The organism is Stenotrophomonas sp. YJH_SMC_73 (assembly GCF_059370155.1).
On the sequence record NZ_JCAFTJ010000008.1, the window covers coordinates 48359 to 71257 of the forward strand.

Here is a 22899-nt window from a genome sequence, read left to right on the forward strand (position 1 = left end):
AACGAATGAACGCTTCTGCCGAGCTGTTGAAGGAACTCCGTATCGACCGCAAATCGCCGCCGCCCGCCTCCGGCGGCAGTGGCGGTGGCCGCCGCTGGCTGTGGATCGCGATCATCGTGGTCGTGTTGTTGCTGGCCGCTGTCGGCTTCGCCCTGTTCGGGCGTACGCCGGCAGTGGACGTGGAAACCGCCCCCGCCGTGGCCATCCAGCAGGGCAGCGCCAGCAGTTCGGTGCTCGATGCCAGTGGCTACGTGGTCGCCCGGCGCATGGCCACGGTATCGGCCAAGATCACCGGCAAGGTGCGCGAGGTGATGATCGAGGAAGGCATGCGCGTGGAACAGGGCCAGATCATGGCCACCCTGGACCCGATCGATGCCGACGCGCAGCGCAGCCTGTATGCCTCGCAGCTGCAGGCCGCACGCAGCCAGGTGGCCGGGCTGGAAGCGCAGCAGAGGCAGGCGGCCGCTGAAGCCAGCCGCCTGCAGGCACTGGTCGGCCAGCAGCTGGTGTCGCGCTCGCAGTACGACCAGGCGGTGGCCCAGCGTGACAGCCTGCGTGCACAGCTGGACACCGCACAGCGCAACGTCAAGGTGGCCAACGACCAGCTGGCCATCGCCGAGCTGGGCGTGGACAACAACATCGTGCGCGCGCCGTTCTCCGGCGTGGTCACTGCCAAGGCCGCGCAGCCCGGCGAAATCGTCTCGCCGCTGTCGGCGGGCGGTGGGTTCACCCGTACCGGCATCGGCACCATCGTCGACATGGACTCGCTGGAGATCGAAGTCGAGGTCGGCGAGGCCTTCATCGGCCGCGTGCAGCCGAAGATGCCGGTCGAAGCCACGCTCAACGCCTATCCGGAGTGGAAGATTCCGGGCGAGGTGATCGCCATCATCCCCACCGCCGACCGCGGCAAGGCCACGGTGAAGGTGCGCGTGGCGCTGAAGGTGAAGGACCCGCGCATCGTGCCGGAGATGGGCGTGCGCGTCAGCTTCCTGGAGCAGGCGCAGCCGCAGGCGGCCGCCAAACCGCAGGGCGTGCGCGTGCCGGCGGGCGCCGTGGTCCAGCGCGAGGGCGCCTCGGTTGCCTTCGTGCTGGGTGACGAAAGCCGCGTGCAGCAGCGCACGGTCGAGGCCGGCCAGGCGATGGGCAAGGACCGCCAGATCCTCAAGGGCGTGAGCGCAGGTGAATCGGTGGTGCTGAACCCGCCGGACAGCCTGCGCGATGGCGCCAAGGTGCAACAGAAACAAGCGCAGTAGCGGCCTGGCGCCCACCGGCGCCGCCGGCAGCACCGCTCGACGCACGCCTGCGGCCCCTGCCGTGGCGCTTCCCCGTTTCCCGCCTTCCGTGGAGAACCACCCATGTCGACCCTGGTTTCACTGCGCAACATCACCAAGACCTACCAGCGTGGCCCCGAGAAAGTGCAGGTGCTGCACGGCATCGACCTGGACATCGCCAGCGGCGACTTCGTCGCGCTGATGGGCCCGTCCGGCTCGGGCAAGACCACCCTGCTCAACCTGATCGGCGGCCTGGACAACCCCAGCGGCGGCGAGATCAGCATCGAGGGCGAGCGCATCGACCAGATGAGCGGCGGCCAGCTGTCGACCTGGCGCAGCCACCACGTCGGCTTCGTGTTCCAGTTCTACAACCTGATGCCGATGCTGACCGCGCAGAAGAACGTGGAGCTGCCGCTGCTGCTGACCCACCTCAATGCGGCGCAGCGCCGCCGCAACGCCGAGATCGCGCTGACCCTGGTCGGCCTGGCCGACCGCCGCAGCCACCGCCCGAATGAACTGTCCGGCGGCCAGCAGCAGCGCGTGGCAATCGCCCGGGCGATCGTCTCCGACCCGACCTTCCTGATCTGCGACGAACCGACCGGCGACCTCGACCGCCAGTCCGCCGAGGAGATCCTCGGCCTGCTGCAGCAGCTCAACCGGGAGCATGGCAAGACCATCATCATGGTCACCCATGACCCGAAGGCCGCCGAGTACGCCACGCACACGGTGCACCTGGACAAGGGCGAGCTGGCCGACGCGCCGCTGGCCCACTGACGGAGGCCACGGCGATGAAATACTTCTCGTTGGTGTGGGCGCAGCTGTTCCGCAGCCGTACCCGCACGTTGCTGACCCTGCTCTCCGTGGTGGCCGCGTTCCTGCTGTTCGGCATGCTCGATTCGGTGCGCGTGGCATTCACCTCCGGCGGCAGCGTGGAAGGCGCCAACCGCCTGGTGGTCGCATCGCGGCTGTCGATCACCCAGTCGCTGCCGATCCGCCTGGAGGCCCAGGTGCGGCAGGTGGCCGGCGTGCGCGACGTGGCCTATGGCATGTGGTTCGGCGGCATCTACCAGGACCCGAAGAACTTCTTCCCGAACTTCTCGGTGTCCCCCAACTACTTCGATGTCTACCGCGAGCTGCAGATCGACCCGGCACAGCTGGAAGACTGGAAGCAGACCCGTACCGGCGCCATCGTCGGCGAAACCCTGGCCAAGCAGTTCGGCTGGAAGATCGGCGACACCATCCCGCTGCAGGCCACGATCTTCCCGCGTGGCGGCAGCAACGACTGGCCGCTGGTGCTCAAGGGCATCTACCGTTCCAAGGACCGTGCGCTGGCCGCCAACGAAGAACGCCAGTTGATGATGAACTGGAAGTACTTCGATGAATCCAACGACTACATCAAGAACCAGGTGAGCTGGTACACGGTAACGCTGGACAACCCGGACCACTCTTCGCGGGTGGCGCAGGCGATCGACGCGATCTCGGCCAACTCCGACCACGAGACCAAGACCCAGACCGAATCGGCGTTCCAGCAGGCCTTCGTCAAGCAGTTCGCGGATATCGGCATGATCGTCACCTCGATCATGGGCGCGGTGTTCTTCACCCTGCTGCTGTTGACCGGCAACACCATGGCGCAGGCCGTGCGCGAGCGCGTGCCGGAGCTGGCCACGCTGAAGACGCTGGGCTTCAAGGACAGCACCGTGCTGACCCTGGTGATGGTGGAATCGGTGCTGCTGATCGGCCTGGGCGGCCTGATCGGCATGGGCCTGGCCGCCCTGATCCTGCCGGCCATCGGCCCGAAGAGCATGGGCATGCTGCCGCCGCACGTGCCGACGCCAACCTGGCTGATGGGGCTGGGCCTGATCGTGGTGATCGGCATCATCGTCGGCCTGTTGCCGGCGCTGCGTGCCAAGCGCCTGAAGATCGTCGACGCACTGGCCGGTCGCTGAGGAGAACACAGACATGTTCAATAGCAAACTCAAGAAGTGGCTGGGCAACGGCGTGACGGTGCTGCTGCTGGCGGTCGGCCTGGTGCTGTGGATCAGCCTGCCGTGGACCGGCGTGCTGGCCGTGACCGTGCTGGTGGCCCTGTGGCTTCTGCTGACCCGCGGGGGGCGACTGGCGCTGGCCGCCACCCGTATCGGCGTGGCCAGCCTGCCGCAGCGCTGGGGCGCGTCCTCGGTGATCGTGGTCGGCATCGCCGGCGTGGTCGGCGTGCTGGTGGCAATGCTGGCGATGGGCGAAGGCTTCCAGGCCACGCTCAACAACACCGGCGATGACACCACCGCCATCGTGCTGCGCGGTGGCTCGCAGGCCGAGACCAACTCGGTGATCACCCGCGAGCAGGTACCGATGCTGTCCACCCTGCCCGGCATCAGCCGCGATACGCAGGGCCGGCCGCTGCTGTCGCCGGAGCTGTCGCAGGTGGTCAACCTGGTGTCGAAGTCCGATGGCACCGACGTCAACGCGCAGTTCCGCGGCGTGGGCCCGCAGGCGTGGGCGGTGCATGACAAGGTCAGGATCGTCGAGGGCCGCAAGTTCGCCACTGGCCTGCGCGAGATCGTGGTCGGCCAGGGCGCCAAGGGCCAGTTCCGCGACATGGAGGTGGGCAGGACACTGACCCTGGGCAACCAGACCTGGACCGTGGTGGGTGTGTTCGCCACCGGCGATGCGCATGATTCGGAACTGTGGACCGACGCCGATACGCTGGCCACCACCTACCAGCGCAGCGCCTGGCAGTCGATCAGCGTGCGCACCGAGGGCAAGGCAGGCTTCGATCAGTTCAAGGCCGCCGTCGCCGCCGACCCGCGCCTGAAACTGGACGTGGAAACCACCCGCGTGTACTACAGCAAGCAGGGCGGCGGGCTGACCAAGTTGATCGACATCCTTGGCAAGGTGATCGGCACGATCATGGCGGTCGGTGCGGTGTTTGGCGCGCTCAACACCATGTATGCGGCCGTCGCCACGCGCGCCCGCGAAATCGCCACCATGCGTGCGATCGGCTTCCGCGGCCTGCCGGTGGTGACGGCAGTGATGCTGGAGACGATGCTGCTGGCGCTGCTCGGTGGCCTGCTCGGCTGTGCGGTGGCGTGGCTGCTGTTCAATGGCTACAGCGTGTCCACCATCGGCAGCAACTTCAGCGCGGTGGTGTTCAAGTTCCATGTGTCGCCGGAACTGCTGTGGACCGGCCTGAAATGGGCACTGGGCATCGGCCTGGTCGGCGGCCTGTTCCCGGCACTGCGCGCGGCACGTTTGCCGATCACCACGGCGCTGCGCGAAACCTGAGCATCGCGCAGCGGTGGACTGCGCATCACGCAAGGGGACGGAGCGAAGGCTCCGTCCCTTTCACGTTGCCGAACTCAGAAATCCGCCGCCGCAGCATCAGACGGCGGGGCCGCGCGCGGCCAGATGCTGGCGAAGGACCTCCTCGGGCGGATACGCCGTGCCCAGCGCGTGCTGCTCGCCTGTGTGCCGGTCGACGAAGATCGGCCCATTGCCGGCCAATGCATCCGAGATTTCGCCGGATTGCAGGTAGCGCAGCGACTGGAAGCAGAACAGCCAGCCTTCGACCACTTCGTGCTCATGCGTGATGGCAACCGGCTCATCGTCGCTGGCAAGTGCAGCCTCCACGCGACGGCGTGCTTCTTCAAGCTGGATCATTCCTTCGTCTCCTGCCTTCGATGACAAGGCGAAGAGCATTTCATGCGGGCAGGTGCATCACAACGGCTGCGCGCCTGCATACAAGCGCGTACTGCGACGCGTTGTCGCAACCACTCAAGCGTGCCAGCTTCGTGCCGCTATCGATGCCTCTGCCCATCGCAAACGCAGCGCGCGTGACGCTGCGCACAGCCCATCTGTGGATTGTTGGTTGCGATTCATTTTCGCGCACTTCCAGCGGCGCCGAGACAAACAGTTACGAATGGAAACATTCTAGAATCGCGCCCCCCACGTTGGTTTGCAGCACCCCACGCGCCCATAGAACGGGCGCTTGTTTTTACCGAAACACGAGATTTCACGGATGTCCCTGAAAACCAATCCGCTGCGCAACGCGATCGTCATCGCGCTGGCCGCCAGCTGCACCACCCCCGCCTTCGCACAGAGCACCAGCGATACCCCGACCAACCTCGACCGCATCGAAATCACCGGCTCGCGCATCCGCCAGGCCAGTGTCGAAACCGCACAGCCGGTGGTCGCGCTCAACCGCGCCGAGATCGAGAAGAAGGGCTACGTCAACGTCGCTGACATCCTGCAGGACATTCCTGCCGCCGGTGCGCCGAGCATGAGCCGCGCCTCGTCGCTGACCTCCTCGCGCGACTTCGGCGGCATGTACGTCAGCCTGCGCAACCTGGGCCCGGAACGCAGCCTGGTGCTGATCGACGGCCGCCGCATGGGCGTCAGCGCCGGCGGTTACTCCGACCTGGCCTCGATCCCGTCGTCCATCGTCGAGCGCGTGGAAGTGCTGACCGACGGCGCCTCCGCGCTGTACGGCTCCGATGCCATCGCCGGCGTGGTCAACATCATCACCCGCAAGAATTTCGATGGTGGCGAAGCCAGCGTCTATGTCGGCCAGTACGGCCAGGGTGACGGCCAGAAGCGCGCCTACAGCGCGACCTTCGGCAAGACCTTCGAGCGCGGCTGGTTCAGCGTGGGCGCCGAGCGCACCAAGGAAGATGAGGTGCTGGGCAAGGACCGCGAGTTCAGCCGTTACACCAACGGCCCGCGCCACCCCAACGATGGCCTCAATGGCAACACCCCGTGGGGCTACGTCACCGTCGGTGGCAAGAACCTGACGGTGGGCCCGGGCGGCGACCCGGGCAAGGCCGGCAACTTCCATGCGCCGGACCCGGCTGATGGTGCCAACACCAAGTCGAACATGAGCCTGCTGACAGGCCTGGAACGCACCTCGGTGTTCGCCAACGGTGGCTTCTCGATCACCGACAACCTGCGCATCGTCGCCGACGCGTTGTACAGCAAGCGCGAGTCGACCAAGCACCTGGCCGGTTACCCGTACTCGGTCAGCGCCGCACAGGCCCGCAATGGCAGCCGTGCCGCCCTGTCCAAGGACAGCGCGTTCAACCTGTGGGGCCAGGATGCGCTGTTCGCGCACCGTACCGAGGAACTGCCGCGCGGCACCGAGAACAACCTGGAAACCAAGCGCGCCAGCATTGGTCTGGAAGGCAGCTTCGAAACCGGTTCGCGGTACTGGGACTGGAACGTCAACTACATGTACAACCGCAACGAAGGCGAGCGCATCGGTACCGGCAGCATGTACCAGCCGCACGTCAACCTGGCCGTCGGCCCGTCCTTCATGGACGGCAACGTGGCCCGCTGCGGTGCGCCGGGCGCGGTGATCGCCGGCTGCGTGCCGTGGAACCCGGCCGCCCCGATGGGTTACACCGGACCCGGCTCGCTGAGCAACCAGGACGTGCAGGACTACCTGTTCACCCGCTTCGTCGACAAGATGCAGAGCACCACCAAGGTCGCCAGCGGCAACATCTCCGGCTCGCTGTTCACCCTGCCGGCCGGCGACATCCTGGCCGCGATGGGCTTCGAGCACCGCAGCGAAGAAGCCAGCTACACTCCGGACACGATGGTGCAGAAGGGCGAGATCGCCGGCACCAGCGGCCAGCCGACCCGCGGCAACTACTCGCTCAACGAGGTCTACCTGGAACTGCAGGTGCCGCTGCTGGCCGACCTGCCGTTCGCCCGCGAACTGTCGCTGGACATGGCCGGCCGCTACTCGGACTACAACAACTTCGGTTCGACCACCAACAGCAAGTTCGGCCTGAAGTGGAAGCCGATCGACAGCCTGCTGGTGCGCGCCACCTACGGCACCGGCTTCCGTGCGCCGACCGTGGATGACCTGTACGGCGGCACCGTCAGCAGCCGCGACTCGTTCACCGATCCGTGCGATACCTCCTTCGGTACCGCCGCCACCAGCCCGACCGTCGCTGCCCGCTGCCAGGCGCTGAAGGTGCCGGCCAACTTCCGCCAGCTCAACAGCGATGGCAGCGTGGCCACCAAGCCCGGCCAGCAGGCCACCACCGATTTCAGCTCGGGCTCCAACCCGGGCCTGAAGCCGGAAACCGCCAAGACCTGGACCGTCGGCCTGGTCTACAGCCCGGACTTCGTGCAGGGCCTGGACGTCAGCCTGGACTGGTGGAAGATCCGCATCGACAACGCCATCGTCGGTGAGTCGGCCACCAACATCCTGGAACAGTGCTACGTGCAGGGTTCGGATGCCGCCTGCGGCCGCTTCACCCGTGGCAGCAACGGCCAGGTCAACTCGCTGGACCGCTCGCTGGTCAACGCGGGCTACCGCGAAACCGCCGGCTATGACATCAACGTGCGCTACCGCCTGCCGGAAACCGCGTTCGGCAAGTTCGCCGTCAACTGGAACACCACCTACACCGACTACCTGGAGCAGCGCAACGACAGCGCCGCCACCACCCCGGTGGAACAGCGTACCGGTTGGGCCGGCGACTTCCGCGTGCGCTCCACCTTCAACCTGGATTGGCAGTACGGCGACCTCGGCATCGGCTGGACCGCGCGCTACTACTCCAGCATGAAGGAGAAGTGCTCGTACATGGATGAGTGCAACATGCCGGGCTTCAACTCGTCGTACACCAGCGCGTCGCCGACCAACAAGGTGGGCTCCAACACCTTCCACGACCTGCAGGTGCGTTACAGCCTGCCGTGGGATGGCACCGTGTCGCTGGGCGTGAACAACGTGTTCAACCACCAGGGTCCGATCATGTACAGCCAGCCGAACAGCAGCTTCACCTACTACGGTGGCTTCGACATCGGCCGCTTCATGTACATGAAGTACCAGCAGCGCTTCTAAGCCTGCAACCGCCTTCCCGCCACGGCCATCCCTCTCTCCTGGCCGTGGACGGAAGCAGAACGGCGCCCCTCGGGGCGCCGTTCTTTTTTGGGTGGAAGCGGGTCGGATCCCTTCGCCCTGCGAAGGGCTCTGACCCCACGCGACGGATAGAACAGGGTCAGAGCCCTCCGCGTTGCGGAGGGATCCGACCCCGCAGCCCCGCCGGCGCTAGCGCTTGGCGCGCATCGTGCGGATGTTGTCGCCGACGAACAGGATCAGGCCGGCCCAGATCGCGGCAAAACCGATCGCCTTGGCGGTATCGAACGCTTCGTGGAAGAAGAACACGCCCAGCAGCAGCTGCAGGCTCGGTGCGATGTACTGCAGGATGCCCACCAGCGACAGCGGAATGCGCTTCACGCCGTAGGCAAAGCCGATCAGCGGTACGGCGGTGACTGCGCCACCGAAGATCAGCAGCAGGTCGTTGCGCCAGCCCCAGCCATGGAAGAACGCACCGCCATGGCCGTTTTCCGCCCAGATCGCGAAGGCCAGCGCCGGCAGGAACAGGTACATGCTTTCCACGCCCAGGCCGGCCACCGGGTCGACCGAGACCAGCTTGCGCAACAGCCCATACAGGCCGAACGAACAAGCCAGGCCGAGCGCGATCCACGGCGGTGTGCCGGCGTCGATGGTCAGCCAGGCCACGCCCACCGCCGCCATCGCCACCGCCACCCATTGCAGGCGGCGCAGGCGTTCCTTCAGCACCAGCACGCCCAGCAGCACGTTCACCAGCGGGTTGATGAAGTAGCCCAGGCTGGTCTCGATGACATGACCGGCGTTGACCGCCCAGATGTACAGGCCCCAGTTGAAGGCGATGGTCAGGCTCGACACCAGCAGGATCGGCAGCGCGCGCGGCTGCGCGGCGATCTTCTGCCACCAGCCCAGGCGCGAGCTGATCAGCAGCCAGCCCAGCACCAGCACGGTGCTCCAGATGATGCGGTGGGCGATGATCTGGAACGAAGGCACCTCGTTGAGCAGGTGCCAGTACACCGGCACCAGGCCCCAGATCACGAAGGTGGACGCGGTGACCAGCAGGCCCCGGCGTTGTTCTTTCTCGTCCATGCTCATCTCTTTCGCGTCCTTGCCATCGTCAGTACCACCACACCCAGGAGAATCACCGCCATCGCCAGCAGGTCGCGCCAGCCGAAGCGTTCACCGTTGAGCAGCGCGCCGAGCAGCACCGCGATCACCGGGTTGACGTACGCATAGCTGCCCGCCAGCGCCGGACGCACGTTCTGCAGCAGCCACACGTAGGCAGTAAACGCGACGATGGAGCCGAACACGCACAGGTACGCCATCGCCAGCAGGCCACCGGTATCGGGCAGCGTGCTCGGGCGCTCGCCGACCGCCAGGCCGATCAGCACCAGCAGCACGCCACCGCAGATCATCTGCCCGGCCGCGGTCATGAACGGGCCCGGCAGGTCCAGCCCGCGTGCCCACACCGAACCGAAGGCCCAGCCGATCGGCGCGATCAGCAGCAGCACCAGCCCGGTCGGCGAGGCGGTCAGGCTGCTGCCGGCATTGAGCCAGACCACACCGAGGAAGCCGATGGCGATGCCCAGCCACTCACCGCGGCTGGCATGCTGCCCGCGCAGCGCCGAGAACAGCGCCATCCACAGCGGCACCGAGGCCACCGCGGTGGCGGCCAGGCCCGAGGACACCTCACGCTCGGCCAGCACCACCATGCCGTTGCCCAGCACCAGCATGGTCACGCCCATGATGACCAAGTTGCGCCATTGCCGCAGGGTCGGGTTCGGCAGCTTCCAGAACAGGCGCAGCGCCAGGAACATCAGGCCGCCGGCAATGATGAAGCGGCTGCCGGAGACCATCGTCAGCGGCAGTGCGCCGCCGTGCAGGGCCTTGGCGATGCCCAGGTAGGTCGAGCCCCAGACCACATAGACCAGCAGCAGTGCCAGCGCGACAAGGCCACCCCGGGAGGCAGCCGCAGACGAAGAGGGGGGAGCCGACATGACACACCAGGGAGCCGGGGGAAGGCGGATTCTAGGACGTTTTGAGTATGGTCCGGGACCCCATGCGGTGGCACGCTGTCATCCATCCATGCACCCTGCTCTGGTCTGCTACCCCGTGTTGACGGTCGATGCAGTACCAAGAGGGCTGCCCGGCCGCGCCGCCCCAAGGCCGGGCGCCGTTTTCCCTGCGCACGGACGCGCCGCATCGAGGATTCCCACCCAGATGAGCACCACGCCCCAACCTGCTGTCCCCGCGAACGACCGCGCCGCCCTGCGGCGGTCGATCTCCAACACCCTCAAAGGCTCCGCCGGCAACCTGGTGGAGTGGTACGACGTCTACGTGTACTCGGTGTTCGCCGTGTACTTCGAATCGCAGTTCTTCTCGCCCGACGACAAGAACTCCACGATGTACGTGTGGGCGATCTTCGCCGCGACCTTCCTGATGCGCCCGATCGGCGCCTGGTTCTTCGGCCGCTTCGCCGACCGCCATGGCCGCCGCCTGGCGCTGACCGTCTCGGTCACGTTGATGGCGCTGTGCTCGTTCCTGATCGCCATCACCCCCACCGCCGCCAGCATCGGCATCTGGGCCGCGGTCATCCTGCTGTTCGCACGGCTGCTGCAGGGCTTCGCCACCGGTGGCGAGTACGGCGCCAGCGCCACCTACATGTCCGAAGCCGCCATTCCCGGCCGCCGCGGCTTCCTGTCGTCCTTCCACTACGTCACCCTGGTTGGCGGCCACGTGCTGGCCCAGCTGACCCTGCTGCTGATGCTGACCTTCTGGGGCAAGCCGGAAATCTCCGAGTGGGGCTGGCGCATCGCCTTCGGCATCGGCGGCATCGCCGCGGTGGTGGTGTTCTGGCTGCGCCGTGGCATGGACGAGTCGCTGTCGGAGTCGTCCATCGAGGCCGCGCGCGAGGGCAAGGCGCAGAAGTCCGGTTCGATGTACGAGCTGTTCGTGCACCAGTGGCGACCGCTGCTGCTGTGCTTCCTGATCACCGCCGGCGGCACCGTGGCCTTCTACACCTACTCGGTGAACGGCCCGAAGATGATCCAGAGCGCCTTCGCCGGCAACGATCCGATGACCGGCACCCTGATCAACCTGGGCGTGCTGGCCTTCCTGATGGTGCTGCAGCCGGTCGGTGGCTGGCTGTCGGACATCATCGGCCGCAAGACCCTGCTGGTGTTCTTCGGCGTCGGCGGCGTGCTGTACAGCTGGTACCTGATCACCCAGCTGCCGCACCAGCATGACGCCACCCTGGCCTTCCTGACCCTGGCGCTGGCCTTCGTCATCCTCACCGGCTACACCTCCATCAACGCGGTGGTAAAGGCCGAACTGTTCCCCACCCATGTGCGTGCACTGGGCGTGGGCCTGGGCTATGCGCTGGCCAACTCGCTGTTCGGCGGCACCGCCCCGCTGCTGTACCAGGGCGCGCTGAAGACCGGCCACGTCGATTGGTTCGCCCTCTACGTGACTGCCACGATCGCGGTATCGTTGGTGGTCTATGTGTTCTTCCTCACCAACAAGGGCCCGAACTGGCTCGACGGCACCCGCAAGTAAGCGCGTTGCCCTGATCGCGGCCACCGGTGCAATGCCGGTGGCCGCTGCGTCTCCCGCTCCTCCACTGATGTGGATCGCGGTGACGCTGGCCGCAGCCACGGCACTGGCCTGGCTGCTGCGCCGCCCCAGCGCACAGGCCGCATGGCCACGCATCGGTTTCGGGATCGCCCTGCTGCTGTTCTGCGCCGCACTGGCGCTGCAGCTGGCAGTGGACCTGGGCAGCGGCCACAGCTCGCTGCAACTGCGCCTGCATCGCGGCGTCAACGGCGGATCGCTGGTCGGCCTGCGCACGATGGTGGCGTGCTATCTGGCAGCGCTCGCCGCCAGCGGCTGGGGCGCGTGGAAGCTGCTGCGCCGGCGCTGACGAACACCCGGTCGTGCCGCCGGCTGGCCGACACCTCCACATTCTTTCGGTCGTGCCGGCCGCTGGCCGGCAACTCAACATTCCTTTGGTAGTGCCGGCCGCTGGCCGGCAACCTCATGAACCTCCGGAAAGAGCAGGCAGTTGCCGGCCAGCGGCCGGCACTACCTCAGCGGCGGGCCGCTTCGCTCTTGTCGCGCGCGCCGCGGAACTCCGATTCCTTTTCCCACGTCGGCCAGCGGCGGCTGTTGGCCAGCTCCGCGCCCAGATCGTAGACCAGCAGGGTATCGGCAGCGTGGCCGCTCGGGTCCCAGCGCGGCGTCCAGGCATCGCAGGCCTGGTGGTAGCAATCGGCGAAGTACTTCTCGCGCAGCGCGCGGCCGGCTTCAACCCCACCGTCCAGCTTGTCCAGGCCCGGGCCGATGGTGATTGCCGGCACGCCCAGGCGGGCGAAGGCGAAGTGGTCAGCGCGGTAGAAGAAGCCCGCTTCCAGGTTCGGGTCCGGGCTGTAGCTGCGGCCGCGGGCCTTGGCCACGCGTTCCAGGTCGCCTTCCAGCGAGACCCGGCCCTTGCCCCACGACGCGATGTCGCGGGTCGGGCCATCCGGGCTGAACATCTCGATGTTCAGCACCGCGGCGGTCTTGTCCAGCGGCGCCAGCGGGTGCGCGGCGTAGTAGCTGGCGCCCAGCAGGCCCTTCTCTTCGGCGGTCAGCGCCACGAAGTACAGCGTGCGCTGCGGCTGCGGGCCGGCGGCGAACACCCGGCCCAGTTCCAGCACCGTGGCCACGCCGGTGGCGTTGTCGATCGCACCGCGGCGGATGCGGTCGCCCTTGGCGTCGGGCTGGCCGATACCGAAGGCATCCCAGTGCGCAGAGAAGATCACCGCCTCGTCGCCATGCTCGCCACCGGGCAGCTTGGCCACCACGTTGCGGGTCACCACCTGCTCGCGCTTCAGCGCGAAGTCCACGCTCAGCTTGGCGTTGTCCAGTGCCACAGGACGGAAGTCGGCGCGCATCGCCTTGCGCTTCTCGGCATCGAAGTCGAGGCCGGCGTCGGCGAAAATCGCCTCGGCCAGCTCGCGCTGCATCCAGCCACGCAGCGGCGTGTGCTGCGCCATCGCCTCGTCCTGGCCGCGCTCGATGTCGAACAGCGGCGATGTGCCCGAGCTCTTCACCGTGGCCCAGCCGTAGGCGGCCGGCGCGGTCTCGTGCACGATCAGCACGCCTTCGGCGCCACGGCGTGCGGCTTCCTCGAACTTGTAGGTCCAGCGGCCGTAGTAGGTCACCGCCTTGCCGTCGAATGCGCCCGGTGCATCGGCTTCGAAATCGGCATCGTTGATCAGTACCACGGCGATCTTGCCGTGCAGGTCCACGTCCTTGTAGTCGTTCCACTGGCGTTCCGGCGCATCGATGCCATAGCCGACGAACACCAGCGGCGCATTCCTGATCTGCACGCGCTTGCGCGGCTGCAGGCTCTGCAGGGTCACGTCCACGCCATTGGCCAGCGCACGCTTGCCCTGCTTCAGCGACAGGCTGGCCTTGGCCGGGCCGTCCAGCTGCGCGCGCACCAACGGGACCGGCTGCACCCAGCTGCCATCCACGCCGCCGGGCTGCAGGCCGTAGCTGCGGAACTGCTCGATCAGGTACTGCACCGTGCGCTCTTCACCCTCGGTGGCCGGCGCGCGGCCCTCGAATTCATCCGACGCCAGAACGCGCACATGGCGCGACAGCGCCTGCGGATCGATGCCGCCACCCGGCAGGTCGTTGGCCGCATGGGCAAGGCCACCGACGAACAGGCAGGACGACAGCAGCAACACGCGCATCGGATTCACGGCAGTACCACGGCTAGCTTGGAAGTCACCAGAGTGTAACGTGGTCGTGACATCACGGCGCGGCTTGGGCCTGCGTCATCCACGCAGGGCGTGGATCTACCTGCTGATGCGATCCAGCCAGCAGGCCAGGCCCTGTGCATTGAGCTCGATATCCATCGCCAGCACGGTGGTCACTGCCGCATCGTCCAGCGCACAGCCATGCAGCTGTGCACGTTCCAGATACAGCGCCTGCAACGCGGCCAACAGGCAACGATGGCGGTCCGGTCGACCGTCGCACTGGCGGCCGATGGCGGCCATCGCATCGATCTGCTCGAACAGGTCGCCGGCCAGTTTCTCCACCTGTTCCACACGACCGTAGTGGGTCAGGTACATCGCCTGCGGGCCGTAGCCCAGCATGCGCTGGATCGAGGCCTTCATCGCCTCCGGGTCGAACTGCACCGGCGAGGAGGTCGGGAAGATGAAAGCGCCCTGCGCGCTGTCCAGCTCGCGGTAGGAGATACCGAAGGTATCGCCGGTGAACCAGCTGCGGCTGCGCGCATCCCATACGCAATAGTGGTGCAGCGCGTGACCCGGCGTGTGCAGCAGCACCAGCTCGCGGCCGGCCAGATCGATGCGGTGGCCGTCTTCGGCCACCACCACGCGCGACTCCGGAATCGCCTCGATGCGGCCATAGCTGCGCGCGATCTCGTCGGCGCCATACACCGCTGTGGCACCGGCGATCAGCCGGGTCGGGTCGATCATGTGCGGCGCACCGCGCGGGTGCAGCACCGCCTTTGCGTTGGGCAGCTGCTGCATCAGCAGGCCGGCGCCGCCGGCGTGGTCCAGGTGCACGTGCGTGAGCAGCAACCAGTCCACCGCTTCCACGTCCAGGCCGGCATCCGCCAGCGCCTGCAGCATCGCCGGCACCGACAGGCCGGTGCCGCAGTCGACAAACGCGGCGCGGCCGTTTTCAACGATCAGGTAAGCCGCGTCGAAGTCCGGGCGCTGGAAGCCGGTATCGATGGTGTGGATGCTGGGGTCGGCGGTCATCGGCACGCACCTGGCAGGATCGGGAACAGACGCCCATGGTAGGCGCGCAGGCGGCCCGGGTTCGATGCGGCTTTGGTCGGAGTCAAGATTCCGTAGAGCCGAGCCCATGCTCGGCTGCCTTTCTGCCAGACATCAGCCGAGCATGGGCTCGGCTCTACAGAGGGCGCGTGCAGTCGAGCATGGCTCGACTCTACAAAGGCGGGGTTACCGGTCCAGCCAGCGCGGTCGCAGCAGCAACGCCAGCACCAGCACCGCCAGGAACGCGCCGTAGGCGTACAGCACCGCCAGCACCTGCGGCCAGATCGGGCCGGCGCCGGGTTGCACCACGCCGATGCGGTAGCCCCACAGCATCGACACGATGCTCAGCGCGAACGCCAGTACCAGGGTGGTGCCATCGAACAGGCGCCGCCGCGCGGTACGCGGCTGGCGCGGGAACAGCCAGTACAGGCTGCCCAGCAGCAGGAACCAGGGCAGGAACAGCAGCAGCGACAACCAGGCCATCGCAGACTCCATGTCATCGCGCCGGCGGCGCGCGGACATCATGCCATGGGTGCTGTGCCACGGTCGTGCCGGCGGGGGGCTTCCCTGTAGAGCCGAGCCCATGCTCGGCTGCTTTGCTACCCAGCCGAGCACGGGCTCGGCTCTACAGAGGCGGAGCAAAGTCGAGCATGGCTCGACTCTACAAAGGGCAGGCAGGACCGGCGATCAGGCCGCTTCGCGCAACACGGCCAGCGCGGCCAGCACGGCGTCCACCTCGGCGTCCAGCTTGAACAGCTCGCTCTGCAGCTGGTCGCCCTGCTCGGCCTGCTTGATCACGGCAATCAGCTGGCCGGCATCACGTGGCGAATCGAAGCCTTCGCTCTGGATCAGCAGCGTGCCGTCGCCGGCGGTCAGCTTGAAGTAGAACCGGCCGTCCTTCTCGCGGTACTGCTTGAACTGCGGCGGCGCCACGCGGGCCACGCCGGCATCTTCGCTGGCGATGTCGCCCGCCGTGGACAGGTCGCGCAGACCCACGGCGTGGCGCAGTTCTTCCAGCAGCGGTGCCGCCAACTGCTCGCGCAGCTGCTGCCCACGGCGCTTGAGCAGCGCTTCGATCTTCTCCGGCTCGGCCATCAGCGCGTTGTAGCGCTCGCGCAGCGGCGACAGTTCGCTGTCGATGCGCTCGAACAGCTGCTGCTTGGCGTCGCCCCAGCTGATGCCGGCAGCGAACGCCTTGGCGAACTCTGCGGTCTGTTCCGGCGTGGCGAACGCTTGGTACATCTGGAACAGCGCCGAGCCTTCGGTGTCCTTCGGCTCACCCGGTGCGCGCGAGTCGGTCAGGATCGAGAACACCAGCTTCTTCAGCTCCTCGCGCGGCACGAACAGCGGAATGGTGTTGTGGTAGCTCTTGCTCATCTTGCGGCCATCCAGGCCGGCCAGCGTCGCCACCTGCTCATCGATCACCACGTCCGGCAGCGGGAAGTACTCCTTGCCGTACACGTGGTTGAAGCGCTGGGCGAAATCGCGCGCCATCTCGATGTGCTGGATCTGGTCACGACCCACCGGCACCTGGTTGGCCTTGAAGATCAGGATGTCGGCGGCCATCAGCACCGGGTACATGAACAGGCCGGCGCTGACGCCTGCGTCCTCGTCCACGCCTTCCTCGCGGTTCTTGTCCACTGCGGCCTTGTAGGCGTGCGCCCGGTTGAGGATGCCCTTGCTGGCGATGGCGGTCAGGAACCACATCAGCTCGGTGGTCTCGCGGATGTCGCTCTGGCGGTAGAACCACACGTGTTCCGGGTCCAGGCCGCAGGCCAGCCAGCTGGCCGCGATCTCCAGGGTCGCGCGCTGGGTGCGCTGCGGGTCCTGCGACTTGATCAGGCTGTGCAGGTCGGCCAGGAAGAAGAAGCTCTCGATCCCCGGCGCGCGGCTGGCGGCGATGGCCGGACGGATGGCGCCAACGTAGTTGCCCAAGTGGGGCGTGCCGGAGGGGGTGATGCCGGTAAGGACTCGGGTCGTCATGACTGCGTGGGGTAACCTTCGATGAACGGCGCCAGTTTACCTTGCACGCCACCAACCCCGTCAGGGCCTGCGGCGCGTTCATTCACCCAACCCCGCTGGAGACGCCCGATGAAACGCCTGCTGCCCCTGCTGCTGATCCTGCCCCTGGCCGGCTTCCGCCCGGCGCCACCTCCGCCACCGGCCTACGAAGGCGGCCCGGTGCGCATGACCCTGGTCGACCGCGACCGTGGCACCGAACTGCGCAGCTACCCCGCCGAGGGCCAGCGCTGGGTGGCCGGCGAGCGCGGCCACCGCTACGCCGTGCGCCTGTACAACGACAGCCCGCGCCGGGTGCTGGTGGTGCTCTCGGTGGACGGCGTCAACGCCATCTCCGGCGAGGATGCCGATCCCTCGCAGACCGGCTACGTGCTCAACCCCGGCCAGCGCGCCGACATCACCGGCTGGCGCAAGAGCCAAGACGAAGTGGCGCAGTTCGTGTTCAGCAGCCCCAGCGGCAGCTATGCCAGCCGCACCGGCCGCCCGGACAACATCGGCGTTGTGGGCGTGGCGGTGTTCGAAGAGGCACGTCGCTGGCGCCCCGAGCCGATCCTGCGCCGTGGCCTGCCGCTGCCGGCCCCGGCGGCCGAAGCGGCGGCCGATGCCAGTGCCAGTGCCAGCCGCATCGAAGGCTACGCCAGCAAGTCGCAGGCGCCAGCGCTGGGTACCGGCCATGGTGCGCGCGAGCAGTCCTCGGTGCGCGATACCGACTTCGAGCGCGCCAGCCGCAGCCCCGCACAGGTATTGCAGCTGCGCTACGACAGCGCCCGTAACCTGCGTGCGCGCGGCATCCTGGTGGATTCGCCCTCGCGCCTGCCGCGCGAACCGCAGGCGTTCCCCAACCGCTACGTGCCGGACCCGCCGACGCGCTGATCGTCCGGCGCAGACAACACGACGCCCGCAACCTCACGGTGCGGGCGTCGTGTTGCGGGGGAAACCGAAGCGCTTACTTGTAGTCCGGATAGTCCTTGCTCACCGCGTCCTGGAACTCGCGCACTTCCTTCTCCGCGCGGTCCTTGGCCCAGCCATAACGTTCCTGCAGGCGGCCGGCCAGATACTCGGCGTTACCTTCGGCCACATCGAAGTCGTCGTTGGTCAGATCGCCCCACTTGGCCTGGGCCTTGCCCTTCAGCTGCGACCACTTGCCGGAAATGATGTCTTTGTTCATTGCTGGGAGTCCTTGGTTGCAACGGCGTTCTTACCGTGGCTCCAGCTTCGCGCAGCGGCTGTTGAGTACCGGTCAACCGGCAATGAAATACATGCTCACCTGCTTGAATGGTTCACTCCGCTTCGACGGCCACGCGGCAAACAGCGCGCACAAAAAAGGCCGGGAAGATTCCCGGCCTTTTCGCTTTCCAATCCGCGCCGGGCTCACTTGCCCTTGGCGGCGTCCTCAACTTTTTCACCGGCCTTCTGCACGTCCTTGCCGGCACCGGCAACGGTATTGCAACCGGCCAGCAGGGCCACCGAGAACATCGACAACAGCATCAGGGCAACTACGCGCTTCATGGGCTTCTCCTTGGGTTCGCCGCTACACCGCTTCATTCGCGGATGGGGTTCTGTCGCTCGGCGGGAGGGCACACTGCCACCGCCGCCGCGTGAAGTGCAATCTGGCGGCAGCGGCGTGGAGCGGGTGTGAACGGATCGGCGATCCGTTCAGGCCAGGCCCTCAGTCGCGCATCAGGGTGGACTTGCCGAACAGGCTTTCGACCAGGTCCACGGCCAGTTCGGCGGTGGCATTCTGCTTGTCCAGCAAGGGGTTGAGCTCGACGATGTCCAGCGATCCCATGCGCCCGGTGTCGGCGATCATCTCCATCACCAGCTGCGCCTCGCGGTAGTTCACCCCACCCGGCACCGTGGTGCCCACGCCCGGTGCGATGCTGGGGTCGAGGAAGTCGACGTCGAAGCTGACATGCAGGTGGGTGTTCTCATCGATGCCGGCCAGCGCCGCCTCCACCGCGCGCTTCATGCCGTTCTCATCGATGTAGCGCATGTCGTACACATCCACCTTGTGGGTCTTGATCAGGCGCTTCTCCTCCGGGTCCACCGAGCGGATGCCGATCTGGTGCATCTGCGCCGGGGTGATCGCCGGTGCGCTGCCGCCCAGGTGGGTCAGCGCCTCCGGGCCGAGGCCGCACAGGCAGGCCACCGGCATGCCGTGGATGTTGCCCGACGGGGTGACATCGCTGGTGTTGAAATCCGAGTGCGCATCCAGCCACAGCACGCGCAGGGTCTTGCCCTGCTCGCGGCACCAGCGCGCGACGGCGGTGATCGAACCGATCCCCAGGCAGTGGTCGCCGCCGAGCATGATGGGCATGCGGCCGGCCTGCAGCTCGGCGTAGCTGGCTTCCATCAGTGCATGGTTCCACGCCACCACTTCATCCAGATGGCGGTAGCCTTCCACCGGCGCGGTCCACGGGTTGCGCGGGCCATCCAGGTTGCCCACGTCACGGACGTCCACACCACGTGCTTCCAGCGCCTCCGGCAGGCCCGCCACGCGCAGCGCCTCCGGCCCCAGCCGTGCACCGCGATGGCCCGCACCGACGTCGGTGGGAACGCCAATCAGGGATACGGAGATGGTATGGGCCATGGGTGCCTCCTGCGGTGCGGAAAAAGAAGCACAGTCTAGCCAGAGCTGTGTGACACCACTCGCGGCGGTGCAGCAGGGCATGGGCCAGATCGCCGCGGCGTGGCAGCCGTATCCGGTCAGGTATTTCAACGCTGAGTGGTCAGAAACCCGCCCTTCCTTGATCCGCTTCACACCCGAGTCGGCATCGCCTCTTACCCACGGCGGTCCTTGTCTCCACTCTGCGTCGGCACCCGGACGGTGCGGCTTCATTTCCCCAACCCTGGAGAACGACGCACATGAAACATGCACTCAATGGATTTGCGGTACTGGCAATTGCCCTGGGCGGACTGTTTCCGGCAGCTGCCAATGCCTCCTCGCAACGCATCACGCATACGGTGACCACCGACGCGTATCCCATGCAGACTGCCAGCGCACGCCAGGTGCTCGACTGGGTGGCGCAGCGGGTAAAGCCGTCTTTCGCCCCACAGGGCTACGGCAACGTACAGGTGGAACGGCGTGCGTTCTCCGTAGGGCGCGCGTCTGCACGCTCGGATGAATCGATTCCCGGCAAGCTGCCGGAGCAGGGCATTCCCGGTGAGATCTACCGGGTGGAGAACCTGCTTCCCGACGGCTCCCTGCAGACGTGGGAATTCACCTGGGTGGAACCCTCGTCCGGCCATGGCGGCGGCTGGGATGTCACTGGGTACACCTACAAGAAGGGAAATGACCCGGTAAACCAGCAGTAACGGGACGGGGGCAATGTTTGCCGCATTGCCCCTTTAGACTCCCGGCCGACGGCGGTCATGTCGGCCTGCGACGGCTTTTACGGCGGCGGAAAATTGGTGACCGACCGCTTGGCGGGCCGCGCTTAGAGGATCGCCGACGACCACTTTTCAACTCGGAACGGGCGCCTTTTCAACACGTCGATACGCCACTTTCCACTCACGCGTCTGAGTACGAACAAGTGCTCGTAACGCAAGGAACTCGACTTCTGAGGATCGTCGCGTACCAGCACTTCCGCCTTCGAGATCCCAAGCCTCGCAACTGATACCAGTAGGTCATCCGGCACATACCGTCGGGGGCTGCCGACTGAAATTCCAGTCGAGTACACACGTTGGCGGTCGGTGCACCAGGCTGTCAAAATATCCGCTTTCTCCTGCTGGAAGCCGGAGCTTCGCAGAAGGTTGCCACCGGACCGGGAATCCTTGTAGCCACGCGTTTCCCATTCGTAATAGGCCAACAAATAGCCACGCACCACTGAGGCGGGTTCACCTTCGGCGTCTGGTTCGGGCCACTCAAGCGCCGGCGCCTCTATCAACGGTGGCGGCAACTGCGCCCCCGCCAACTTCAAACGCGCCACTACGTCTTCGTGCTTGCGGGCATCAGCCATTGCCAGTGCGTTTGTCCCCTCGAAGTTCAACGGTGCGACGGTAGCTCCGCTATCCAGCAACAGTTCGACCATCGCGAGATGGCCGCCCGAAGACGCCAACATCAGCGGCGTGTACCTCGATTCCGGCGAAGCAGCATCCAGCAATGCACCGCGAGCAATCAGCACACGTCCGATTTCCGTATCGCCTGCGTTGGCAGCCCAACCCAGCGCGGTGTAACCCAGTGCAGTGCAGGCGTGCTGGATGTTGGCGCCACGATCCAGTAACCGCTCCACCGAGTCAGCCTTCCCGGCGATCACAGCCGATAGCAGCGGGGTGCGCCCCGTGCCTTTGTGCTGCCACTCGATATCGGCACCCTCATCCAGCAGCGCGTCGATTCGGGCGAGATCCTGCTTCTCAGCTGCTTTGGCCAGAAGATGGGACATATAGGTGCCACCAGACGGGTGTATGGGCGGTCACCATAAGGCCGCTGGCGCGATGAACTCAACCGCCGCGGCGACGAACCGGCGTCAGGCTCTGCACCTGGCCGTTGTTGCGCATCATGCACAGGAAGCGGCCATCGGGATAATCGATGATCAGTTCCTGGTAATCGCTGCCCACCGGCATCCGGGTCACCAGCGTGCCCTGCGCGCCCTTGCGCATATTGCAGGAGCCCAGCGCGGTATCACCCGCCGGCGCGCTGTACGCCACTTTGGACACATTGCGGAACACCGCCCGGCACCCGCCGTTCACCCATACCGAGTGCCGCGACAGGCCCCAGTTCCCGGCCACCCAGGCGATGGTTGCGGAGATGCGCGCTCCACTTGATGCCCCTGGACGACCGCAATGCGCCCTATTCCTGTCTATCGCAGAGCAGTTTGAGGCGACGGTCCTGCTGGCTCAGGCCGGATTGACTACTCATGCCGGCGTTCATGTCCGCTCTATGTTGGAAGCGCTGGCTGACGTGTACCAGCTTGCTTCCAAGAGCGATCACGTGCGGCGAATGCGCTACGAGCAGGCTCATGGCGAGAAGAAGCTCTACGACCGGATGCTAGCCACCGACCTGCTGGAGCCGCACGACCGGGCGATGCTGGAGGCGCGCTTGGCTGAGTGCTTGACGCGCTATCAGCCTTTGCATGAAGAGTTCCGCAGGGGTAAGCCTTCCCAGGCCGATCACTTCATCGCAGCAGGGCTGCCGGAACTGATTGGGCCATACACGATGCTATGCAGCTTCACCCACAGCGATCTGACTGCGTTGGCGCTCCGGCACCAAGGCGAGCGCGGGCTGATCCTTCGCGCGCCCGTAGCATACGACGTGTTGTTCCTCGTCCTCTCGCTCGCCACCTACTCGCTGGTCCATGCTGCACGTGCACTCGAAGCGGTGGTCTACCTACCCGAAGGGAGCTACGACCTTCACATGGCGAGGCTGGAAGCGCTACAGGACGAACTCATGGTTCTCAGGCCCGAATTGCCGGAGGCCGACCAGGCAAACGAAAGCCGCCCGGAGGCGGCTGGTGCACAGTGAAGTGCGGGCAACAGCCGCGCAACAAAAAGCCCCCGCCGTGAGGCAGGGGCTTTGGTCGCTACAGAAGGCAAGGAAGGGTAACCTTCCTTCTACCGAGGTTTGGGCTTATGCCGCCCGAGGGGTGATTTCGTCGATCACATCGGCCAACTCAGCACTGGTCGTCACCAGGTCGTAGTTGGCCTGCAGGTTAAGCCACACCTCGGCCGAGGTGCCAAAGTAGCGCCCAAGGCGCAAAGCGGTATCGGCAGTTACGCCGCGACGCCCTGCGATAATGTCGGAAACGCGGGCCGGGGTAACGTTAATTTCATGGGCCAGAGCGCGGGCGGACATACCCAGCGGGGCTAGAAACTCGACGGACAGGATCTCTCCCGGGTGAATTGCGGGGAGCGCGGTGGCGGTTTTCGCGTTGGCGCGTGTCATGGACTTGATAGTTTCGCCGCACGTTGCGTGCGCGGCGCCTCCTATTTGAGTGTGAATGCTTACGGAATGTTCCAATTGTGTGAA

General features: G+C 66.4%; 23 protein-coding genes. 10 read left to right on the forward strand and 13 right to left on the reverse strand.

The genetic code is table 11. From position 1 onward, the window contains the following. Positions 1-5: 5 nt before the first annotated feature. The 4 genes from AC5P8R_RS14115 (at position 6) to AC5P8R_RS14130 (ending at position 4553) form a co-directional block, all read left to right on the forward strand. Positions 6-1253 (forward strand): efflux RND transporter periplasmic adaptor subunit, encoded by a 1248-nt coding sequence (locus AC5P8R_RS14115; RefSeq protein WP_075076381.1) that lies wholly within the window; start codon positions 6-8, stop codon positions 1251-1253. 102 nt (positions 1254-1355) lie between these two features. Beyond that, positions 1356-2045 (forward strand): ABC transporter ATP-binding protein, encoded by a 690-nt coding sequence (locus AC5P8R_RS14120; protein WP_004137569.1) that lies wholly within the window; start codon positions 1356-1358, stop codon positions 2043-2045. Between the two features lie 14 nt (positions 2046-2059). Beyond that, entirely contained in the window at positions 2060-3217 is a 1158-nt protein-coding gene (locus AC5P8R_RS14125) for an ABC transporter permease (RefSeq protein ID WP_014035671.1), read from the forward strand. Positions 3218-3230: 13 nt separating this feature from the next. After that, a complete protein-coding gene (locus AC5P8R_RS14130) occupies positions 3231-4553 on the forward strand; it encodes an ABC transporter permease (RefSeq protein WP_495223558.1) in 1323 nt (440 codons plus the stop codon). A 96-nt stretch (positions 4554-4649) separates the two neighbouring features. On the opposite strand, the gene AC5P8R_RS14135 is transcribed toward AC5P8R_RS14130, so the two are convergent. Then, positions 4650-4928 carry a YrhB domain-containing protein gene (locus tag AC5P8R_RS14135; RefSeq protein ID WP_019661820.1) on the reverse strand — a complete coding sequence of 93 codons (279 nt, stop codon included), beginning with the start codon at positions 4926-4928 and terminating at the stop codon, positions 4650-4652. A gap of 358 nt (positions 4929-5286) precedes the next feature. Here AC5P8R_RS14135 and AC5P8R_RS14140 point away from each other — a divergent pair, with 358 nt between their 5' ends. Further along, the gene (locus tag AC5P8R_RS14140; RefSeq protein WP_288495753.1) at positions 5287-8112 is read left to right on the forward strand and encodes a TonB-dependent receptor; all 2826 of its coding nucleotides are present in this window, start codon (positions 5287-5289) and stop codon (positions 8110-8112) included. A 207-nt stretch (positions 8113-8319) separates the two neighbouring features. Here the strand turns inward: AC5P8R_RS14140 and rarD are convergent, their stop codons facing one another. After that, positions 8320-9216 (reverse strand): EamA family transporter RarD, encoded by an 897-nt coding sequence (gene rarD, locus AC5P8R_RS14145; protein ID WP_014645638.1) that lies wholly within the window; start codon positions 9214-9216, stop codon positions 8320-8322. Next, on the reverse strand, positions 9213-10118 hold the full coding sequence (gene yedA, locus AC5P8R_RS14150) for a drug/metabolite exporter YedA (protein ID WP_262087961.1): 906 nt from the start codon (positions 10116-10118) through the stop codon (positions 9213-9215). Before yedA ends, rarD begins: the two co-directional genes overlap by 4 nt. 223 nt (positions 10119-10341) lie before the next feature. Between yedA and AC5P8R_RS14155 the strand changes: the two genes are divergently transcribed. Then, on the forward strand, positions 10342-11676 hold the full coding sequence (locus tag AC5P8R_RS14155; RefSeq protein WP_014645636.1) for an MFS transporter: 1335 nt from the start codon (positions 10342-10344) through the stop codon (positions 11674-11676). A gap of 67 nt (positions 11677-11743) precedes the next feature. Beyond that, complete coding sequence (locus AC5P8R_RS14160; protein WP_014645635.1) at positions 11744-12040, forward strand: hypothetical protein; 297 nt, start codon at positions 11744-11746, stop codon at positions 12038-12040. 166 nt (positions 12041-12206) lie between these two features. Here the strand turns inward: AC5P8R_RS14160 and AC5P8R_RS14165 are convergent, their stop codons facing one another. From AC5P8R_RS14165 to AC5P8R_RS14180, 4 genes are all read right to left on the reverse strand, one after another. Then, entirely contained in the window at positions 12207-13859 is a 1653-nt protein-coding gene (locus tag AC5P8R_RS14165; protein ID WP_014645634.1) for a M28 family metallopeptidase, read from the reverse strand. Positions 13860-13964: 105 nt separating this feature from the next. Next, complete coding sequence (locus AC5P8R_RS14170; RefSeq protein WP_495223559.1) at positions 13965-14897, reverse strand: MBL fold metallo-hydrolase; 933 nt, start codon at positions 14895-14897, stop codon at positions 13965-13967. 204 nt (positions 14898-15101) lie between these two features. Beyond that, a complete protein-coding gene (locus AC5P8R_RS14175) occupies positions 15102-15398 on the reverse strand; it encodes a hypothetical protein (protein WP_032956243.1) in 297 nt (98 codons plus the stop codon). A gap of 204 nt (positions 15399-15602) precedes the next feature. Continuing rightward, positions 15603-16898 carry a tryptophan--tRNA ligase gene (locus AC5P8R_RS14180; protein WP_032956245.1) on the reverse strand — a complete coding sequence of 432 codons (1296 nt, stop codon included), beginning with the start codon at positions 16896-16898 and terminating at the stop codon, positions 15603-15605. A 108-nt stretch (positions 16899-17006) separates the two neighbouring features. Between AC5P8R_RS14180 and AC5P8R_RS14185 the strand changes: the two genes are divergently transcribed. Then, complete coding sequence (locus tag AC5P8R_RS14185) at positions 17007-17807, forward strand: hypothetical protein (protein ID WP_495223560.1); 801 nt, start codon at positions 17007-17009, stop codon at positions 17805-17807. 73 nt (positions 17808-17880) lie between these two features. Here the strand turns inward: AC5P8R_RS14185 and AC5P8R_RS14190 are convergent, their stop codons facing one another. From AC5P8R_RS14190 to rocF, 3 genes are all read right to left on the reverse strand, one after another. After that, on the reverse strand, positions 17881-18102 hold the full coding sequence (locus AC5P8R_RS14190; protein WP_004153772.1) for a CsbD family protein: 222 nt from the start codon (positions 18100-18102) through the stop codon (positions 17881-17883). A 203-nt stretch (positions 18103-18305) separates the two neighbouring features. Beyond that, on the reverse strand, positions 18306-18443 hold the full coding sequence (locus AC5P8R_RS14195) for an entericidin A/B family lipoprotein (protein ID WP_014035659.1): 138 nt from the start codon (positions 18441-18443) through the stop codon (positions 18306-18308). 160 nt (positions 18444-18603) lie between these two features. Continuing rightward, a complete protein-coding gene (gene rocF, locus AC5P8R_RS14200) occupies positions 18604-19524 on the reverse strand; it encodes an arginase (protein WP_111206485.1) in 921 nt (306 codons plus the stop codon). A gap of 275 nt (positions 19525-19799) precedes the next feature. On the opposite strand from rocF, the gene AC5P8R_RS14205 reads away from it, so the two are divergent. Beyond that, complete coding sequence (locus tag AC5P8R_RS14205; RefSeq protein WP_032956250.1) at positions 19800-20249, forward strand: hypothetical protein; 450 nt, start codon at positions 19800-19802, stop codon at positions 20247-20249. A 122-nt stretch (positions 20250-20371) separates the two neighbouring features. Here AC5P8R_RS14205 and AC5P8R_RS14210 read toward each other — a convergent pair whose 3' ends face one another. Continuing rightward, positions 20372-21316: an ankyrin repeat domain-containing protein gene (locus AC5P8R_RS14210; RefSeq protein ID WP_495223561.1), complete on the reverse strand. Its 945-nt coding sequence runs from the start codon at positions 21314-21316 to the stop codon at positions 20372-20374. 58 nt (positions 21317-21374) lie between these two features. Next, the gene (locus tag AC5P8R_RS14215; RefSeq protein WP_080342703.1) at positions 21375-21737 is read right to left on the reverse strand and encodes a DUF3011 domain-containing protein; all 363 of its coding nucleotides are present in this window, start codon (positions 21735-21737) and stop codon (positions 21375-21377) included. Between AC5P8R_RS14215 and AC5P8R_RS14220 the strand changes: the two genes are divergently transcribed. After that, complete coding sequence (locus AC5P8R_RS14220) at positions 21682-22395, forward strand: DUF5677 domain-containing protein (RefSeq protein WP_197575151.1); 714 nt, start codon at positions 21682-21684, stop codon at positions 22393-22395. The genes AC5P8R_RS14215 and AC5P8R_RS14220 overlap by 56 nt on opposite strands. 105 nt (positions 22396-22500) lie before the next feature. On the opposite strand, the gene AC5P8R_RS14225 is transcribed toward AC5P8R_RS14220, so the two are convergent. Then, a complete protein-coding gene (locus AC5P8R_RS14225; RefSeq protein ID WP_046428102.1) occupies positions 22501-22815 on the reverse strand; it encodes a HigA family addiction module antitoxin in 315 nt (104 codons plus the stop codon). Positions 22816-22899 lie beyond the last annotated feature (84 nt).

Bases quoted from the DNA above. Each gene is read 5' to 3' on its own strand.
- rarD (WP_014645638.1), bottom strand. From the start codon at position 9,216: ATGAGCATGGACGAGAAAGAACAACGCCGGGGCCTGCTGGTCACCGCG.
- rocF (WP_111206485.1), bottom strand. From the start codon at position 19,524: ATGGCCCATACCATCTCCGTATCCCTGATTGGCGTTCCCACCGACGTC.
- yedA (WP_262087961.1), bottom strand. From the start codon at position 10,118: ATGTCGGCTCCCCCCTCTTCGTCTGCGGCTGCCTCCCGGGGTGGCCTT.
- AC5P8R_RS14180 (WP_032956245.1), bottom strand. From the start codon at position 16,898: ATGACGACCCGAGTCCTTACCGGCATCACCCCCTCCGGCACGCCCCAC.
- AC5P8R_RS14120 (WP_004137569.1), top strand. From the start codon at position 1,356: ATGTCGACCCTGGTTTCACTGCGCAACATCACCAAGACCTACCAGCGT.
- AC5P8R_RS14175 (WP_032956243.1), bottom strand. From the start codon at position 15,398: ATGGCCTGGTTGTCGCTGCTGCTGTTCCTGCCCTGGTTCCTGCTGCTG.
- AC5P8R_RS14160 (WP_014645635.1), top strand. From the start codon at position 11,744: ATGTGGATCGCGGTGACGCTGGCCGCAGCCACGGCACTGGCCTGGCTG.
- AC5P8R_RS14170 (WP_495223559.1), bottom strand. From the start codon at position 14,897: ATGACCGCCGACCCCAGCATCCACACCATCGATACCGGCTTCCAGCGC.
- AC5P8R_RS14140 (WP_288495753.1), top strand. From the start codon at position 5,287: ATGTCCCTGAAAACCAATCCGCTGCGCAACGCGATCGTCATCGCGCTG.
- AC5P8R_RS14155 (WP_014645636.1), top strand. From the start codon at position 10,342: ATGAGCACCACGCCCCAACCTGCTGTCCCCGCGAACGACCGCGCCGCC.
- AC5P8R_RS14115 (WP_075076381.1), top strand. From the start codon at position 6: ATGAACGCTTCTGCCGAGCTGTTGAAGGAACTCCGTATCGACCGCAAA.
- AC5P8R_RS14225 (WP_046428102.1), bottom strand. From the start codon at position 22,815: ATGACACGCGCCAACGCGAAAACCGCCACCGCGCTCCCCGCAATTCAC.
- AC5P8R_RS14195 (WP_014035659.1), bottom strand. From the start codon at position 18,443: ATGAAGCGCGTAGTTGCCCTGATGCTGTTGTCGATGTTCTCGGTGGCC.
- AC5P8R_RS14190 (WP_004153772.1), bottom strand. From the start codon at position 18,102: ATGAACAAAGACATCATTTCCGGCAAGTGGTCGCAGCTGAAGGGCAAG.
- AC5P8R_RS14130 (WP_495223558.1), top strand. From the start codon at position 3,231: ATGTTCAATAGCAAACTCAAGAAGTGGCTGGGCAACGGCGTGACGGTG.
- AC5P8R_RS14185 (WP_495223560.1), top strand. From the start codon at position 17,007: ATGAAACGCCTGCTGCCCCTGCTGCTGATCCTGCCCCTGGCCGGCTTC.
- AC5P8R_RS14220 (WP_197575151.1), top strand. From the start codon at position 21,682: ATGCGCGCTCCACTTGATGCCCCTGGACGACCGCAATGCGCCCTATTC.
- AC5P8R_RS14125 (WP_014035671.1), top strand. From the start codon at position 2,060: ATGAAATACTTCTCGTTGGTGTGGGCGCAGCTGTTCCGCAGCCGTACC.
- AC5P8R_RS14135 (WP_019661820.1), bottom strand. From the start codon at position 4,928: ATGATCCAGCTTGAAGAAGCACGCCGTCGCGTGGAGGCTGCACTTGCC.
- AC5P8R_RS14165 (WP_014645634.1), bottom strand. From the start codon at position 13,859: ATGCGCGTGTTGCTGCTGTCGTCCTGCCTGTTCGTCGGTGGCCTTGCC.
- AC5P8R_RS14205 (WP_032956250.1), top strand. From the start codon at position 19,800: ATGAAACATGCACTCAATGGATTTGCGGTACTGGCAATTGCCCTGGGC.
- AC5P8R_RS14210 (WP_495223561.1), bottom strand. From the start codon at position 21,316: ATGTCCCATCTTCTGGCCAAAGCAGCTGAGAAGCAGGATCTCGCCCGA.